This is a genomic window from Nonomuraea sp. NPDC048916 (genome assembly GCF_040649575.1).
Taxonomy (GTDB): Bacteria; Actinomycetota; Actinomycetes; order Streptosporangiales; family Streptosporangiaceae; genus Nonomuraea.
This window is the reverse complement of record NZ_JBEZFS010000004.1, coordinates 64,076-80,258: the sequence shown is the minus strand read 5'-3', so window position 1 is coordinate 80,258 and position 16,183 is coordinate 64,076. Positions and strand designations below refer to the sequence as shown.

General features: G+C 71.4%; 15 protein-coding genes and 1 pseudogene. 8 read left to right on the top strand and 8 right to left on the bottom strand.

Annotation, left to right across the window (positions count from 1 at the left end):
* Positions 1 to 123: 123 nt before the first annotated feature.
* Complete coding sequence (locus AB0C16_RS04875) at positions 124 to 2,604, bottom strand: ATP-dependent Clp protease ATP-binding subunit (RefSeq protein WP_357678937.1); 2,481 nt, start codon at positions 2,602 to 2,604, stop codon at positions 124 to 126.
* 158 nt (positions 2,605 to 2,762) lie between these two features.
* A complete protein-coding gene (locus AB0C16_RS04870) occupies positions 2,763 to 3,164 on the bottom strand; it encodes a hypothetical protein (RefSeq protein WP_357678935.1) in 402 nt (133 codons plus the stop codon).
* A gap of 121 nt (positions 3,165 to 3,285) precedes the next feature.
* On the opposite strand from AB0C16_RS04870, the gene AB0C16_RS04865 reads away from it, so the two are divergent.
* Positions 3,286 to 3,975: an HAD family hydrolase gene (locus AB0C16_RS04865; RefSeq protein WP_357678933.1), complete on the top strand. Its 690-nt coding sequence runs from the start codon at positions 3,286 to 3,288 to the stop codon at positions 3,973 to 3,975.
* A 236-nt stretch (positions 3,976 to 4,211) separates the two neighbouring features.
* Positions 4,212 to 5,636, top strand: a complete 1,425-nt coding sequence (gene gndA, locus AB0C16_RS04860; RefSeq protein WP_357678931.1) for an NADP-dependent phosphogluconate dehydrogenase — start codon at positions 4,212 to 4,214, stop codon at positions 5,634 to 5,636.
* Between the two features lie 244 nt (positions 5,637 to 5,880).
* Here the strand turns inward: gndA and AB0C16_RS04855 are convergent, their stop codons facing one another.
* On the bottom strand, positions 5,881 to 6,651 hold the full coding sequence (locus AB0C16_RS04855; protein WP_357678930.1) for an acyl-CoA thioesterase domain-containing protein: 771 nt from the start codon (positions 6,649 to 6,651) through the stop codon (positions 5,881 to 5,883).
* Positions 6,652 to 6,782: 131 nt separating this feature from the next.
* Here AB0C16_RS04855 and AB0C16_RS04850 point away from each other — a divergent pair, with 131 nt between their 5' ends.
* The 4 genes from AB0C16_RS04850 (at position 6,783) to AB0C16_RS04835 (ending at position 10,314) form a co-directional block, all read left to right on the top strand.
* Complete coding sequence (locus AB0C16_RS04850) at positions 6,783 to 7,214, top strand: type II toxin-antitoxin system PemK/MazF family toxin (protein ID WP_357678928.1); 432 nt, start codon at positions 6,783 to 6,785, stop codon at positions 7,212 to 7,214.
* Between the two features lie 110 nt (positions 7,215 to 7,324).
* Positions 7,325 to 8,056 carry a DUF3152 domain-containing protein gene (locus tag AB0C16_RS04845; RefSeq protein WP_357678926.1) on the top strand — a complete coding sequence of 244 codons (732 nt, stop codon included), beginning with the start codon at positions 7,325 to 7,327 and terminating at the stop codon, positions 8,054 to 8,056.
* Positions 8,057 to 8,172: 116 nt separating this feature from the next.
* Complete coding sequence (locus AB0C16_RS04840) at positions 8,173 to 9,294, top strand: MBL fold metallo-hydrolase (protein ID WP_357678924.1); 1,122 nt, start codon at positions 8,173 to 8,175, stop codon at positions 9,292 to 9,294.
* 105 nt (positions 9,295 to 9,399) lie between these two features.
* Positions 9,400 to 10,314, top strand: coding sequence for a pirin family protein (locus tag AB0C16_RS04835; protein WP_357678922.1), 915 nt, complete (start codon positions 9,400 to 9,402; stop codon positions 10,312 to 10,314).
* A gap of 105 nt (positions 10,315 to 10,419) precedes the next feature.
* Here the strand turns inward: AB0C16_RS04835 and AB0C16_RS04830 are convergent.
* From AB0C16_RS04830 to AB0C16_RS04815, 4 genes and pseudogenes are all read right to left on the bottom strand, one after another.
* Positions 10,420 to 10,590: pseudogene (locus tag AB0C16_RS04830) on the bottom strand (lytic polysaccharide monooxygenase); the annotation flags it as partial.
* Positions 10,591 to 10,671: 81 nt separating this feature from the next.
* Complete coding sequence (locus AB0C16_RS04825) at positions 10,672 to 11,673, bottom strand: hypothetical protein (protein ID WP_357678920.1); 1,002 nt, start codon at positions 11,671 to 11,673, stop codon at positions 10,672 to 10,674.
* A 214-nt stretch (positions 11,674 to 11,887) separates the two neighbouring features.
* On the bottom strand, positions 11,888 to 12,394 hold the full coding sequence (locus tag AB0C16_RS04820; protein ID WP_357678918.1) for a hypothetical protein: 507 nt from the start codon (positions 12,392 to 12,394) through the stop codon (positions 11,888 to 11,890).
* Positions 12,395 to 12,396: 2 nt separating this feature from the next.
* The gene (locus AB0C16_RS04815) at positions 12,397 to 13,176 is read right to left on the bottom strand and encodes a hypothetical protein (protein ID WP_357678916.1); all 780 of its coding nucleotides are present in this window, start codon (positions 13,174 to 13,176) and stop codon (positions 12,397 to 12,399) included.
* 265 nt (positions 13,177 to 13,441) lie between these two features.
* Between AB0C16_RS04815 and AB0C16_RS04810 the strand changes: the two genes are divergently transcribed.
* Entirely contained in the window at positions 13,442 to 13,789 is a 348-nt protein-coding gene (locus AB0C16_RS04810; protein WP_357678914.1) for a hypothetical protein, read from the top strand.
* Positions 13,790 to 13,861: 72 nt separating this feature from the next.
* Here AB0C16_RS04810 and AB0C16_RS04805 read toward each other — a convergent pair whose 3' ends face one another.
* Entirely contained in the window at positions 13,862 to 14,497 is a 636-nt protein-coding gene (locus tag AB0C16_RS04805; RefSeq protein ID WP_357678912.1) for an Lrp/AsnC family transcriptional regulator, read from the bottom strand.
* A gap of 108 nt (positions 14,498 to 14,605) precedes the next feature.
* Here AB0C16_RS04805 and AB0C16_RS04800 point away from each other — a divergent pair, with 108 nt between their 5' ends.
* Positions 14,606 to 16,180, top strand: coding sequence for an ABC transporter substrate-binding protein (locus AB0C16_RS04800; RefSeq protein WP_357678910.1), 1,575 nt, complete (start codon positions 14,606 to 14,608; stop codon positions 16,178 to 16,180).
* The last annotated feature ends 3 nt before the right edge of the window (positions 16,181 to 16,183 follow it).

Genomic DNA, 16,183 nt, shown 5'->3' with positions numbered 1-16,183 from the left:
GCGCTGACGAGCGAGTCAGAAGTCCTGCAGCCCCCAGCGCAACGGCTTGATCTTGCTTACCGGCGCGGCTGATCGCCGCGGTCCGGGCAGACCTGTCCCAGCACTCGTGAGCCGGGCCGAGGGTCAGGCGCCGACCGGTTCGGGGTTGTGGGCGCGCAGGGTGAGCTGGTCGTCCTCGACGTCCACCGTCACCCGCCCGCCTTCCCTGACCTCACCCGTGAGCAGCAACGTGGACAGCCGGTTGTCCAGCTCCCGCTGCACCGTCCGGCGCAACGGCCGGGCGCCGAACTCCGGCTGGTAGCCGCGCGCGGCCAGCCAGTCCTTGGCGGCGTCGGTGACCTCCAGGGCCACGTCCTGGCCGCGCAGCCGCTGCCGGGTGCGCTCCAGCATCAGCTCGACGATCTGCCGCAGCTGCTCGGGCTCCAGCCGCTTGAAGATGATCGTCTCGTCGATGCGGTTGAGCAGCTCGGGCCGGAGCGAATGCCGGAGCAGGTCCATGAGCTGGTCTTCCATCGGCGTCTCCGACTCCAGGATCATCTGGGCGCCGATGTTGCTGGTCATGATGACGATCGTGTGCGTGAAGTCGACCGTGCGGCCCTGGCCGTCGGTCAGCCGGCCGTCGTCGAGCATCTGCAACAGGATGTTCATCACGTCGGGGTGGGCCTTCTCGATCTCGTCGAGCAGCACCACGCAGTGCGGGCGCCGGCGGACCGCCTCGGTCAGCTGGCCGGCCTCCTCGTAGCCGACGTAGCCGGGAGGGGCTCCGATCAGCCGCGAGACGGTGTGCCGCTCCTGGAACTCGCTCATGTCGGCGCGGACCATGTGGTCCTCGCCGCCGAAGAGCGCCGCCGCCAGGGCGCGGGCCAGCTCGGTCTTGCCCACTCCGGTCGGGCCGAGGAACAGGAAGCTGCCGATCGGGCGGTTCGGGTCCGACAGGCCGGCGCGGCTGCGGCGGACGGCCTCGGCGATCGCCGTGACCGCCTCCTCCTGGCCGATCACCCGCTGGTGCAGGTGCTCCTCCAGGCGCATCAGGCGGTCGCGCTCCTGCTCGGTCAGCTGCGTGATCGGGATGCCGGTGCGCCGGGAGACGACCTCGGCCACGTCCTCCACCCCCACCTCCGGCACCTCGTCGCGGACCTGCTGGGCCCGCTGCAGCTCCGGGCGGATCTTGTCCAGCTGGACGGTCAGGTCCTTGGCCCGGTCGAAGTCATCGGCGGCGACGGCCTGGTCCTTGTCGCGGCGCAGGGCGTCGAACCGCTCCTCGAGGTCGCGGACGTCGGCCGCGGGGGTGCGGGAGCGGAGCCGTACCCGGGCCGCGGACTGGTCCATCAGGTCGATGGCCTTGTCGGGCAGGTAGCGGTCGGCGATGTAGCGGTCGGACAGGATGGCGGCGGCGCGCAGCGCTTCGTCGGAGATGCGCACCTGGTGGTGGGCCTCGTAGGCGTCGCGGAGGCCGCGCAGGATCTCGATCGTCTCCTCGACGGTGGGCTCGGAGACGAGGATCGGCTGCAGGCGGCGTTCGAGCGCGGCGTCCTTCTCGATGTGCTTGCGGTACTCGTCGATCGTGGTGGCGGCGATGACATGCAGCTCGCCGCGCGCCAGAGCGGGCTTGAGGATGTTCGCGGCGTCCATGCCGCCCTCGGCCGAGCCGGCGCCGATCAGCGTGTGGGCCTCGTCGATGAACACGATCGTCTCGTCGGCGTGGGCGCGCACCTCGTCGATGACCTTCTTGATGCGCTCCTCGAACTCGCCCCGGTACTTCGTCCCGGCCACCATGCCGGTCAGGTCGAGCCCGATGACGCGGCGGTCCTTGAGCGTGTCGGGCACGCTGCCGTTGACGATGCGCTGCGCGATGCCCTCGACGATCGCGGTCTTGCCGACGCCCGGCTCGCCGATGAGCACGGGGTTGTTCTTGGTACGCCGCGACAGCACCTCGATGGCCTGCTCGATCTCGTCCTCACGCCCGACGACCGGGTCGAGCCGCCCCTGCCTGGCCTCCTCGGTCAGGTCCCGGCCGTACTCGTCCAGTGAGGGGGTGTCTCCCGCGCCGGCCTGACGGCGCTCCTTGCCGGCGCCGGTGCTGATCGCGTTCTGCAGGGTGTTCATCGTGCCGCCCTGCTCCCGCAGGAGCGCGCCCGCGATGGAGTCGGTGTTGGCGGCCAGGGCGAGCAGCAGGTGCTCGGGGCCGATGTAGGAGGAGCCGAGGGCGCGGGAGATGCGCTGGGCGTCCAGGATCGTCCGCTTGGCGGCCGGGGAGAGCGTCGACGGCGGCGCGACGGTGCCCGTGCCTTCGCTCGCGACGGCGGCGACGCGGTCGCGCAGCCTGCCGATGTCCACGCCCGCGGCCTGGAGCAGGGCGCGGGTCTGCTCCGTCTCGGTGAGCGCCTGAAGGAGGTCGAGGGAGTCCAGGTCGGTGGCGCCGCGCTCGCCCGCGTGCTCCATCGCGCCGGTCAGCACCTGCCGCGCCGAGTCGCTCAGCAGCTTGCCGATGTCCACCCGCTGCACGCTCGGCCGTGCGGGGGGCCAGGAGTCACCGAAGATGCGGCCCGTGAGCTCCTCGAACCGGCTGAACGGATCGCCGCCAAAAAATGACATATCCGACATTGCTGTCCCCCTTCAGGCATTAGAGGACCCCTTGCCGGTACGTCACAGAACATAGCCAACGCTCAGGCGGCGAAGCGCAAAGAATCAGCGACGACGCGGCGTCGGACCTTGAGGTTCAGGCGGCTGCCACCCCGCCGCCAGGACCCCGGCGATCCTCTTCATCCTGCCTTCTTGGAGTTCAGCGCTCCGACGGCCGCGACAACATGTGATGCCGCGCCTTCGCACGACCACACCGCTTCGCCGGATCGTTGCCTGACGTGAAGCCCGAATCCATGGGAAGGGCATTCCGGCCATACGATCCACAGGACCTCCATCACGCAGTCCTGCAAACATTCCGCGACCGACCCGATGGCGTCGAAATCGGTTGACTCGTACAGCATGGAGCCGCCGCTCCAGTACCTGCCGTCCTTCAGACCGACGTACAGATATCCACTGTCCGGTGCCCGGATGATGCTGAATTCGTGTTTACTCCGGATGCGCTCACTCAGATCGGCTACGACTTTCGTGAGCGCGTCTGACAAACGCTCGGACGCGTCATCCCGCATCTCGTTCTCACCCACGTCGGGTCCTTTCCGCCCAGGTGACCTACCGGCAGATCACCGTCGCCCCGGAACGTCGCGGGGCACCTGGCCGTGCCCGCCCGCGATGATGATCCGCATCCGGCCATGGTGTCATGGGGTCATGGACTTCCCGCACGCACCCGCCCCGGCGTTCCTCTTCGATCTGGACGGCACCCTGATCGACAGCGTCTACCAGCACGTGATCGCCTGGCGGCAGGCGCTGTCCGGGATGGGGATCGACCTGTCGGTCTGGCGGATCCACCGGCGCATCGGGATGAGCGGCGGGCTGTTCGTCAGCGCGCTGCTGCGGGAGACCGGGCTGAAGCTGACCCGGGAGCAGATCGACGAGCTGCAGACCACGCACGCCGACGCCTACACCGAGCAGGTCGGCTCCGTCCGGCCGCTGCCCGGCGCTCCCGAGCTGCTGGCCGAGCTGAGCGCGCGCGGCGTGCCCTGGGCGATCGCGACCAGCGGCTACGCCCGCACGGCCAGGCCCGCCCTGGGCATGCTGGGCCTGCCGGAGGACACCCCGATGGTCACCCGTGACCGGGTGCGCCGGGCGAAGCCGGATCCCGACCTGTTCCTGGCCGGTGCGGCATTGCTCGACGTTGACCCGCGGCATGCCATGGTGGTGGGCGACAGCGTCTGGGACCTGCTCGCGGCCCGCCGCGCGGGCTCGCTGGGGATCGGGCTGCTGTCCGGCGGTTACGGCAGGGACGAGCTCGAACGGGCCGGCGCCTTCCGGGTGTACGCCGACCCGGCCGACATGCTGGACCGGCTCGACGAGCTGGGCGTGCGCCAGAGCGACTGACGCCGCGACCGACCACCCGCCACGTACGGCCGCGACGTACGGCGCGGCAGACGGCGCGACGTACGGCGCGGCTGATGTCGCGGCAGACGGCGCGGGACACGGCGCGGGACACGGCGCGGCTGATGTCGCGGCAGACGGCGCGGGACACGGCGCGGGACACGGCGCGGCTGATGTCGCGGAATATTCGGGCGAACCTCCGAGGCTTGATCGTGCGTATCCACGACAGAGGAGCTGAGATGGATTTGGCAGACATCGGCGTCACCGGTCTGGCGACCATGGGACGCAACCTGGCGCGCAACCTGGCGAGACACGGTTACGCGGTGGCCGTGCACAACCGGACGGCGAGCCGCACCCACGAGCTGGTGAAGGAGTTCGGCGGCGAGGGAACGTTCGTGCCGTCGGAGGAGATGGCGGGCTTCGTGGCGTCGCTGAAGCGGCCGCGGCGCGCGATCATCATGGTCAAGGCAGGCGCCGGCACGGACGCGGTGATCGACCAGCTCGCGACGCTGATGGAGCCGGGCGACATGATCGTCGACGGCGGCAACGCGCGCTTCACGGACACCCGGCGGCGCGAGGCGGCCCTGCGGGAGCTCGGCATCCACTTCGTCGGCACCGGCATCTCCGGCGGCGAGGAGGGCGCGCTCCTCGGGCCGAGCATCATGCCAGGCGGTTCCACGGAGTCGTGGGAGGTGCTGGGCCCGATCCTGCAGGACATCGCGGCCAAGGTCGACGGCGTGCCGTGCGCGGTCCACGTCGGCCCCGACGGCGCCGGGCACTTCGTGAAGATGGTTCACAACGGCATCGAGTACGCCGACATGCAGCTCATCGCCGAGTCCTACGACCTGCTGCGCCAGGCGCTCGGCGCCACCCCCGCCGAGCTGGCCGGCGTCTTCCGCGAGTGGAACCAGGGCGAGCTCGGCTCCTACCTGATCGAGATCACCGCCGAGGTGCTCGACCAGGTCGACGCGGCCACCGGCAAGCCGTTCGTCGACATCGTGGTGGACCAGGCCGAGCAGAAGGGCACCGGCCGCTGGACCGTGCAGAGCGCGCTCGACCTGGGGGTGCCGGTGACGGGCATCGCCGAGGCGGTCTTCGCCCGCGCCCTGTCCGGCCATCCGGAGCAGCGCCGGGCCGCCGCCGGGCTGGAGGGCCCCGAGCTGTCCGGGGTGGGCGGGCGCGAGCTGGTCGAGGACGTCAGGCAGGCCCTGTACGCCTCCAAGATCGTCGCCTACGCGCAGGGCTTCGACCAGATGGCCGCCGCCTCCAAGGAGTACGCCTGGGACATCGACCTGGGCGCGATGGCCACCATCTGGCGGGGCGGCTGCATCATCAGGGCCAAGTTCCTCGACCGGATCCGCGCCGCGTACGACGCCGACCCGGAGCTGCCGACCCTGCTGGCCGACCCGACGTTCGCGGCGGCGCTGAACGTCGCCCAGGACTCGTGGCGCCGGGTGGTCACGACCGCCGTGCAGATCGGCGTGCCCACGCCGGGCTTCTCCTCCGCGCTGGCCTACTACGACGGGCTGCGGCGCGACCGCCTGCCCGCCGCGCTGGTGCAGGGGTTGCGCGACTACTTCGGCGCGCACACCTATCACCGGGTCGACCGCGAGGGCGCCTTCCACACCGACTGGTCGGGCGACCGCGCCGAACACCCGGCCTGACCACCCGCCGCCACGCGCCAAGCGTCACGACGTCACCCGTCACGGCGCCCGTCACGGCGTCACGACACCACACGTCACGACACCACACGTCACGACACCACACGTCACGACACCACACGTCACGACACCACACGTCACGACACCACACGTCACGACACCACACGTCACGACACCACACGTCACGACGTCGGGCGTCACAACGTCGGGCGTCACGACACCACACGTCACGACGTCGGGCGTGACGTCACGGCTGCCGAGGCGCCATGGTGTTGGCGACGGCGGTGACCAGGCAGAAGCCGACCGGTCCCACGGCGTCGTGGAACGTGCACTGCCCGGTGGCGACGCCGCCGGCGCTGAGGTGGCCGGTCGCCTCGACGCCGATCAGCTCACCCTCGGGCAGACGGCCCAGGGTGAGCGTGTAGTCGGCGTTGATGAACTGGACGCCGTCGGCGCCGCCGTTGCTCAGCGGGCTGGCGAAGTCGGCCGCCAGCGCCACCTGGGTGAACGGCGAGGTCGGCTCGTCGTCCACCAGCGGATGGCTCTCGCGCAGCCAGACGCGGTTCGGGCCCTGCTCCGTCCAGTCGCTCAGCCACCACAGGTCGAACGGCGGCGTCCACCCGCCGAGCGTCACCGGCGGCGCCTCGGGCGGGCGCTCGTCCCAGGCCGGGGTGGCGCGCCTCTGGCCATCGGGCTGCTCGCCCTTCCTGAGCAGCACGGCGCTGGCGCGGCCGATCACTCCCTGGTCGGTGCGGATCACGGCGTCGGCCACCCTGATCCTGCGGCCGTCCCTGACCAGCTCCGTCTCCACGGTCACCGGCAGCAGCGGGCTGTTGCGGAACAGGTCGACGGTGAGCCTGGCGAAGCTCAGGCCGGGAGCGCCGTGCTCCTGCTCGATGGCCCGGGCGGCGAGCCCGCCGAGCAGGCGGCCGTGGAGCATGTCGGGGGACCAGGGGCTGCGGGCGTGTGGCTCGGGCACGAACTCGCCCTGCTTACGCGTGAAGAACGCTGACGTCACAGAATCAGATTCTAGTTGCTCTTCCCCGGAAGAGCCGCCCAAGACCGTTGACGTCCCGATCACCGCCGCGCGGAGCAGGCGGTCACGGGGGACGGTTCCCAGTCCGGCGCGGGTCCGCGTAAGATCCCTGCGTGCGTGATTCAGGTGAGGACCCCAGGCCGGCCACAGGCGCGGTGCGCGAGATCCATTCGCACGACGCGGCCACCAGGCTGTCCTACTCCCCCGACCTCGACGGCCTCGCCGACCCCGGTGAGATCGTCTGGGCCTGGGTGCCCTACGAGGAGGACCCGGAGCGCGGCAAGGACCGTCCGCTGCTGGTGGTCGGCCGTACGGGGCGCAGGCTGGTCGCCATGATGCTGTCCAGCCGCGGCGGCGACGGCCCCGACTGGCTGGAGCTGGGCGCGTGGGGCCGCGACGGCAAGGCGTCCCACCTGCGGCTCGACCGTGTCTTCGTGCTCGACGAGGACGACATCCGCCGTGAGGGCGCGGTCCTCGACGGCGACCGCTTCGCCCGCGTGGCGGCCCAGCTGATCAAGACGTACGGCTGGAGCGCCGGGCGTTAGGGGGACCCTGCCGTTGACTCGGCCGCGATCAGACGGGCACGAGCACGCCCCGGGCGGCCCGGCGGACGTATGATCGACACCTCCCCACGATGATCGAGCGGGGAGGCGCGTTGCGTGAGTCAGTGGTGCTGGTCCTGATCCTGCTGGCGACCGGCTGCGGCACGCAGACTCCCCCGGTGCCCCCGCCGCCGGCGTCCGAGACCCCGTCCCGGCTGCCTTCGGCGTCGCGTCCGACGCCCCCGCGCCACCCGGCCGGCAAGCCGTCGCCGGCGGCCGAGGCCAAGGCGCACGAGGTGCCGTACGCGGGCTCGGGCAGCTACACGGTCGTGCGCGGCGGCGCTCCGGCGCGGGCGGGGCAGGGGGACGTGGTGCGCTACCTGGTCGAGGTGGAGGGCGGCCTGCCGTTCGACGGAGAAACGTTCGCGGCCGCGGTGCACCGCACCCTCAACGACCCGCGCGGCTGGGCGCGGTTCCAGCGCGTCGACCACGGTCCGGTGCGGGTCCGCGTGGCGCTGTCCAGCCCGGCCATGACGGACCGGCTGTGCCTGCCGCTGCGCACCGGCGGCGGCCTGTCCTGCTGGAACGGCACCCGTTCGCTCATCAACGCGCGGCGCTGGGCCACCGGCGTCCCCCAGTACGACGGCGACCTGGCCGCCTACCGCGACTACATGATCAGCCACGAGGTGGGGCACAGCCTCGGCCACGGTCACGCCGACTGCCCCGGGCCCGGGCTGCCCGCCCCGGTGATGGCGCAGCAGTCGAAGTCGCTCGGCGGCTGCCGCCCCAACCCGTGGCCGTTCCCCTCGCGGCTGAAGGACCGGCGTACCGGACGGGACCGCTGAGCTGCGGATTGACCGTCCGATCAAAAACTATCGCGATATATCGTCGAAATCGGGAACACCGGGAACGACGTGACCAGTTGAGCACAAGGGAAACCGACTTCAGGGGAGTGTGGGTGATGGCAGGAATTCGGACGGCGCAGCGGATCCTCCTCGGTGGGGCAGCCCTCGCGGCGGCGGGGCTGGCCCTTCGCGACGTCCCGGCCGAGCTGGGCGTGCGGCCGCTGACCTCGGGGCCGGACCGGGCGGCCAGGATGCGCCGCTCGCCGCAGTTCAGGGACGGCACGTTCGTCAACACCATGGCGGAGCCGACCACGGTGATGAACACGCCGCCGCCCAGCCTGGTGCGCGAGCTGGCCAGGAACCGGGAGCAGCGCCGTCCGGCCGGTCCCGTGCCGCTGCGCGTCCCGCCGGCCGGCGAGCCCCCGCGGACCGGTGTCCGCGCGATCTGGTACGGCCACGCGTCCACGCTGGTGGAGATCGAGGGGCGGCGGGTGCTGTTCGACCCGGTGTGGAGCAAGCGCCCCTCCCCCTCGCAGCTCCTCGGCCCCAAGCGGCACCATCCACTGCCGGTGCCGCTCGGCGAACTGCCACAGGTGGACGCGATCGCGATCTCACACGACCACTACGACCATCTCGACCGGGCCACGGTGCGCTCGCTGACCGCGAAGCAGAAGGCGCCGTTCCTGGTGCCGCTGGGCATCGGCGCGCACCTGGAGCGCTGGGGCGTCCCTGCCTACCGGATCATCGAGCTCGACTGGGACGAGGAGGCCGAGGTGGCGGGGCTGCGCTTCGTCGCGACGGCCGCCCGTCACTTCTCCGGCCGCTCGCTCACCCGCAACGACACGCTGTGGGGGTCGTGGGTGGTGGCCGGGCCGTCCCGGCGGGTGTTCTACGCGGGCGACTCCGGCTACTTCGAGGGCTACCGGGGCATCGGCGCGGCGCACGGCCCGTTCGACCTCACCCTGATGCCCATCGGGGCCTACAGTCCCGCCTGGCCGGACATCCACATGGACCCCGAGGAGGCGGTCAACGCCCATCTCGACCTCGGCGGCAGGCTGCTGCTGCCGGTCCACTGGGCGACGTTCACGCTCGCCCTGCACCCGTGGGCGGAGCCGGTCGAGCGGCTGTGGCGGGAGGCCAAGGCCCGCGACGTCTCGATCGTGGTGCCCCGGCCGGGCGAGGCGGTGGACACCGACGCCGCCCCGGCGGTCGACGGCTGGTGGGAGACGCTGGGCTGACACCCCGGCGGTCGAGTGCTCGGCGGGAGACGCGCCGGTGGTCGGACGGCTCGCGGGGAGACACGGGCCGACACCCCGGCCCCCGCGCCGCCGTACAGTCGTGGGGTGAGCAACCTGGAGCAGGACCCCCGCGAGATCCGGTGCCATGCCGACGCGGCGACCGCGAGCGAGTCGCTGGCCGGGCGCGACGTGCCGCTGGGCGGGCCGCGCGCGATGAAGGTGAGCCGGACGTTGCCCGGCGTGCGCCGCCGCATGATCGGCGCGTGGTGTTTCGTCGACGCCTACGGGCCCGAGGTCACGGCGATGCGGGTGCCGCCGCACCCGCACACCGGGCTGCAGACCGTGAGCTGGCTGGTGGCGGGCGAGGTGCTGCACCGTGACAGCCTCGCCAGCCTCCAGCGGATCCGGCCGGGGCAGCTCAACCTGATGACCGCCGGGCGCGGCATCTCCCACTCGGAGGAGTCGGGCGAGGCGGTCCTGCACGGGGTGCAGCTGTGGGTGGCGCTGCCCGGCGAGCACCGGCAGGTCGCCCCCGCGTTCGAGCACCATCCGTCGCTGCCCGCGCTCACCGGTCCCGGCTTCGCCGCGACCGTGATCATGGGATCGCTGGGCGGGGTGACGTCACCGGCGACCGCCTACAGCCCGCTCGTGGGCGCCGAGGTCACCGTCGCCGGCGACGCCGAGCTCCCCCTCGATCCCGCGTTCGAGCACGGAGTCCTGCTGCTCGACGGCGTGGTGGAGCCGCTGGAGCCCGGCCCGCTGCGCTACCTGCCGCCGGGCGGGGCGAGCCTGCGGCTGCGCGGGAACGGCCGCGTCCTGCTGATCGGCGGCGAGCCGTTCGGCGAGGAGATCGTGATGTGGTGGAACTTCGTCGGGCGCACCCACGACGAGATCGCCGCCTTCCGCAAGGAGTGGATGGAGGGCGACGCGTTCGGCACGGTCACCGGGTTCGACGGCGACCCGCTCCCCGCGCCCGTGATGCCGGGCACCCGGCTGCGGCCGAGGGGCCGGGTCCGCTAGTCGCTCGGCTCGCGTTCCTCCTGAGTGGTGCTCGCCGAACCACGCCTCGTTCGTGGTGACGTGCATCCGGAAGGTTCCCTGGTGCGGGATGGTGCCCCGATATCGGAAGGTGAAGACCGCCCCGGGGGTCAGCGTGGTGGCGGGCCAGTCGGCGCGCGCCAGGTCGAGGCCCCTGAACTCGTCGAGGCCGCCGCTGCACAGCCTGCCGTCGGGGATCACCTCACGGTCCCTGCCCGCGACGTTCGCCACCCTGAGGTTGTCCCATTCCTCGCGCATGGCCGCGCCGCTCACCGCCGCGGCGGCCTCGCAGGCGGACCGCCGGGCGCAGAGGTTCACCCGGCACGGCCTGCCGTGCCGTCAGTAGACCGAGATGTGCGGGTGGTCGTAGTGGTTGGCGGTGGCGCCGCCCCGGTCTGACATCGTGCGCCAGGCACCGGTCCGGACATGCCAGATCCGCTGCCGGTAGATGATGTACATGATGCCGAGCCGCTTCGCGTTCTTGATCGCCCAGGCGGCGATCTGGTCGCCGCGCCGCACCTCGTCGGCGGTCGGCATCGCGCCGCCGCGGCTCAGCATGAAGTCGCACGCCCGCCCCAGCGGGTGTTCGCCGCCGTCCTGGATCACCCGGTAGCACCCGATCCCGTACGGCACGGCGAACCGTTCCTGGATGAGCATCTTGACCAGGCGCATCCGGGGTGTGACGTGGTCGGGCCCGCCTGGGAGCTGCGGGACCCAGGTGCCGTCGGAGCGCCGCACGCCGGGCGCCTTGTGCAGCTGGTCGATCTTGTCCCTGATCTTCTCGATCAGTTTCTCGGCCTTCGCCCTGCGCCGGTCGAGGTCCTTCACCTGCTTGCCGAGCTCCTCGGCGCTGGCGGCGGCCTCGGCTCTGGCTTGTTCGTGACCGTCTCTGACCTGGGCGAATCCGCGCAGCCTGGCGTTCTGGAGGTCCACGAGGTGGCGGGTGAGCGCCAGCCTGGTGAGCACCCGGCTCGGGTCCTCGATGCGCGAGATCATCACGGCCTCGTTGGAGACGCCGCCCGTGTAGAGGGTGACGGCCATCGCCCTCAGCTCGGTGGACTGGTCGTCGTAGACCAGTTGCGCCGCGGCCAGCTTCTCCCGCGCGGCCTTCTCCGCCTTCTCCGCCTTCTCACGGGCGATGCGGCCGTTGTAGTAGTCGGTGATCAGCTTGTCCGACTCTTTCTGGAGGGCCGCGAGTTCCTTCCTGAGCTGGTTGACCGTGGGCTTGGGCGCCGCCTGGCCGGGCGTCGCGGTCGTCGTCACCACAAGCACCGCGATCACCGTCATGGTGAGGGCTCGGAGCGGACCGCACCGCCGGCCGGCGGGGGACGCAACCGCCACACTTCTCCTTCGCCCGTACGACAGGGCGGATCCCCGTCGGTCGTGACAGGCCGGAGGCGCCCTCTTTCGGAGCTGATAGTAGAGGATCATGCGTCTTCACTGGCAATTACCGCATCTTTGGTGACATGGGCTGATTGCCGTTGGGACCTCCGCGACCCGGAAACCCATCTCCCCGCCCGCCTCCCACCGTCTCGCCCGAGGGTGGGCGACCGGGTCAGCGGGCGAACGCGATGGCGGTGGTGGAGGCGATCACCGTCGTCAGCACGACCATGATGAGCACGGTGCGCAGCGGGTTCCGCCGCTGGGGTCGCGGCTCCGCGGGCGCGATCCGCGGGCGCGCCGCCTCGACGCGGACGGGCTGGGGAGTCGGCTTCGGGGAGCGGGTGGTGCGCACCGGCGCCGGGACCTCGGCCCGCACCGGGCGCGGTGTGGGGACCACGGTGGGTGTGGGCCGTGGCGTGGGAGTGGGCCGGGGAGTCGGTTTGCGCGTGGGCGAGGGGACCGGAGAGGGGGTCGGGGTGACGATCTCCGGCGGCACGATCTCCGGCGGCGCGTCGCACGATCCGAGATGGACGCTGACCAGGGGCAGATCGAGGCAGAGCGTCACACCGAGCAGGCCGGAGGAGCGGGGCCGGCCGTCGGGGTCGGCCGCGGCCGGGCCGCTCGCGCACAGGACGAGCAGGGTGCCGGCGAGGAGCAGCGGCGTGCGCCTGACGCCCACGGTCACACGCCTCCGGAGATCCGGGCGAACTGCTGGAGCGCGCCGCGGAAGGCGTCGGGCTCGACCGCGAGCGGACCGTCGAAGGCATGGGAGATGTCCCAGGTCAGGTAGGTGCCGAAGCCGAGCATGGCGGCCATCGCGACCAGCGGCAGGATCGCCGCTCCGCGCGGCCTGGCGCCGGCGAGGAACGGGAACACGATGACCACGACGCCGGTGAGGATGGTCAGGACCAGCAGCCCCGAGGGCGGGGTCGTGGTGGCGTCGGCGGTGCGCTGGGCGCGGGCGGAGGCCAGGGCCGCGAGGTGTTGCAGCACTTCGGCCTTGGCGTTCTTCGCGTCGTCCTCCGTCGCCTCGATCGCGGTGACACGGGTGCGGAGCGCCTCGATCCGCTCGGTGCCCACCGGGTCCATCCGGCCCTGGCCCATGACCGGCCATTCGTCCCTGATCACGAAGGCGACGTAGTCGCGCAGCCCCGTGCGGACCAGGTCGGGCGCGGTGTCGGGCAGGTCGGTGGCCGACCAGTAGGCGTCGATCGCCGCCTGGCTCTCGGCATGGGTGTTCTGCCTGGCGGCGTCGGCCGTGGTCCACGGCACGATGATCGCGATGGCGAAGACCAGCAGGAACAGGGCCGACAGCATCGAGCCCGCGTGACCCGCCGAGGGCCCGCCGGGTTCGTGGTCCTCGCTGCCCTTCCCGGCCAGCCTGAACAGCAACGCGGCGAGCGCCACCACGCCCACTGCCGCCGTGACCGCGAGCACGTACGCCATCATGAAGATCTCCAAAGCCGGATGCGAACACTGACCGTTACTTGACTATCACAGTCCGCATCTGAAGTGTCGGCACTACGCGGGTAAAACAGAGCCGAACCGCTGAGGCAGGGCTTCGGGCCGCTTCGGGGCGCTTCGGGGCGTGGAGACCGACGGGTGGGCGGCGAGCCGGCGCTCGGCGCCGGGACGGCTGGACGGATCGCCCGGGCGAGGTCCACAGGCCGCGCCATTCGTCCAGCCGCGTTCGCGTGGCCGGGAAATACCGGGACCATGACTACCCGTGAACCTTCTCAACGACCGCAGATTCGTGATGGTGAGCTCGACGGCGAGCGCGGTGGACCCGGAGCGGCCCACCGAGTTCAGCTACCGGGAGGCGGACGGCGTGGTGTGGGGCAGCTACACCGGCGACACCGTCATCCACGGCCGGTTCGTCGGCACCAGGGACGGCGACGTGGTCTCGATCGCGTACGCGCACGCGCTGAAGGCGGGCGGCAAGGCGGGCGGCCGGAGCAGCAGCCGCATCGAGACCGAGGCCGACGGCAGGCTCCGACTGGTGGAGGAGTTCCGGCTCGACGGCGACGACACCCTGCACGTCAGCGTGTGCACCGAGGCCGCCGCCCAGCGCTGACCACCCCCGCACCGGGGCCGGCGCCCGCTCACCCGTCCTCTCACCCAGGCCGGCCCCCGCTCACCCGTCCCCTCAGCCGTCCTTGCGCAGGGCGGCGCGGCCCTCCGCGGCGCCGACGAAGCGCATCTTGCCGAGCGGCACGTCGCCCTGGGCCTCCTGCGCGGCCCGCCGCGCGGGCCGGGCCGGGCGGCGGTCGCTCGGCAGCACGTACGGCCGCTTGAGCACCTCGTCCAGGATGAACACGGTCTCCGTCGCCTTCACGGCGGGGATGTTGGCCAGCCGGTCGGTCACCATGGCGTGCACCTCGGCCACGTCCGCCATCCGCACCAGGATCATCGCGTCGTGCTGGCCGGTGGTGATCGCGCAGTACTCGACCTCGGGCATCCTGGCCAGCTCGGCCCTGAACTGCTTCCACATCTGCTGGCGCACGGTCACGAAGATCAGCGCGGTGATGCCGAGTCCGGTCCTGACGTGGTCGACCTCGGCGGTGAACCGCTTGATCGCCCCGTCCGCGCGCAGCGCCTCGAACCGGGTGTAGGCGCTGGCCCGGGAGATGCCCACCCGCTCGGCCAGCGCCGACACCGAGATCCTGCCGTTCTCGCGCAGCACCTCGAGGATCTTCAGATGGATGGCGTCCAGCTCGAGACCGATGCCGATCCGTCCAGACGAAGCACCACCACTGCCAGCATTCCTGGAACTTTCACTCACTGTTACCCCTTGCCCATTTATATACGTCTTGCTGAGCAGACAATGCCTGGACGATCTGCCGGACAATCCTCGGCATATATCGTCCGATCGTCCATCTGGAGGACTCACATGGCGACCCGCTCGCAGACGGCGGCTGTGCTGCTCGCCGGTGCACTCGCCCTCGCCGCCTGCGGAAGCGGCGGCACCCAGGCGCCCGCCGCCCAGAGCGGCGCGAAGACGCTCGTCATCGACACGTCCTTCGACCTCAAGACGGCCGACCCCGGCCGCACGTACGAGCCCACCGGCCTGATCGTGGGCAAGGCCGTCTATGAGACGTTGCTCACCTTCGACGGCGCCGACGTGACCAAGCCGGTGCCCGCCCTGGCCGAGTCGTACGAGCTGTCGAAGGACGGCAAGGTCGTCACGCTCAAGCTGAAGCAGGGCTCGACGTTCGCCGACGGCTCCCCGATCACCGCGGACGACGTGGTGTTCTCGCTCACCCGGGTGCGCGACATGAAGGGCACCCCGTCGTTCCTGCTCGACGGCGTCGAGGTGGCCAAGACCGACGACTCGACGGTCACGCTCACCTCGAAGGCGTCGAACCCGGCCCTGCCGTACATCCTGCCGAACCCCGCGCTCGGCATCATCAACAGCAAGGTCGCCAAGGCGAACGGCGCGACCGCGGACGCCCAGGACAAGGCCGAGCAGTACCTGAACGCCAACTCCGCGGGCTCCGGCCCGTACACGATCGAGTCGTTCAACGTGAGCAGCCAGGTCGTGCTCAAGGCGAACCCGAAGTACTACGGGACCAAGCCCGTCTACGACAAGGTCGTGATCCGCAACGTCGAGGCGGCCACGCAGAAGCTGAACGTGCAGCGCGGCGACAGCCAGGTGGCGCTCAACCTGTCCGGCGACCAGGTGACCGGCATGCCGTCGGCCCTGCAGGTCAAGAAGACGGCCTCGGCCAACGTGATCTTCCTGCTGGCCAACCAGAACTCCGCCATCAGCAAGACCACGCCGAACCCGAAGTTCGTCGAGGCCGTCCGCAAGGGCGTCGACTACGACGGCCTGATGGAGCTGGCCGGCGAGGGCGCCTCGCTGGCTCCGGGCGTGATCCCGTCGCAGTTGCTCGGCGCGCTGCCCGCGGACCAGGCGCCGAAGCGCGACCTCGAGGGCGCCAAGGCGGCGCTGGCGGCCAGCGGGCTGTCGAACCCGACGGTCAAGCTGGAGTACCCGTCGGAGCTGACCGTCAACGGCCTGTCCTTCCAGCCGCTGGCCGAGCGGGTCCAGGCCAACCTCAAGGAGGTCGGCATCACGGTCGACCTGGCGCCGGCGCCGGTGAGCACCGCGCTGGACAACTACCGCAACGGCAAGGAGGAGATGGGGCTGTGGTACTGGGGCCCGGACTACCCGGACCCGAGTGACTACCTCGTGTTCCTGCCCGGCAAGACGGTCGGCGAGCGGGCCGGCTGGAAGGCCGGCTCGGACAAGACGATCGAGGAGGCCGGTGAGAAGGCGGCGGCCGCGGTCGGCGACGACGCGCGCAAGGAGGCCTACGCCGACATGCAGCACAAGCTCAACGCGGCGGGGCCGTTCATCCCGCTCTTCCAGCCGAGCCAGAACATCGTGACGGCCGCCTCCGTGACGGGCGTGGAGTACCACCCGGTGTGGACGGTCGACGTCTCCGACCTCGGCGCCAAGTAGGGT

Excerpts from the sequence above, each read along its gene's own strand:
- AB0C16_RS04865 (WP_357678933.1), top strand. The coding sequence starts at position 3,286 with ATGGACTTCCCGCACGCACCCGCCCCGGCGTTCCTCTTCGATCTGGAC.
- AB0C16_RS04800 (WP_357678910.1), top strand. The coding sequence starts at position 14,606 with ATGGCGACCCGCTCGCAGACGGCGGCTGTGCTGCTCGCCGGTGCACTC.
- AB0C16_RS04875 (WP_357678937.1), bottom strand. The coding sequence starts at position 2,604 with ATGTCGGATATGTCATTTTTTGGCGGCGATCCGTTCAGCCGGTTCGAG.
- AB0C16_RS04840 (WP_357678924.1), top strand. The coding sequence starts at position 8,173 with ATGGCAGGAATTCGGACGGCGCAGCGGATCCTCCTCGGTGGGGCAGCC.
- gndA (WP_357678931.1), top strand. The coding sequence starts at position 4,212 with ATGGATTTGGCAGACATCGGCGTCACCGGTCTGGCGACCATGGGACGC.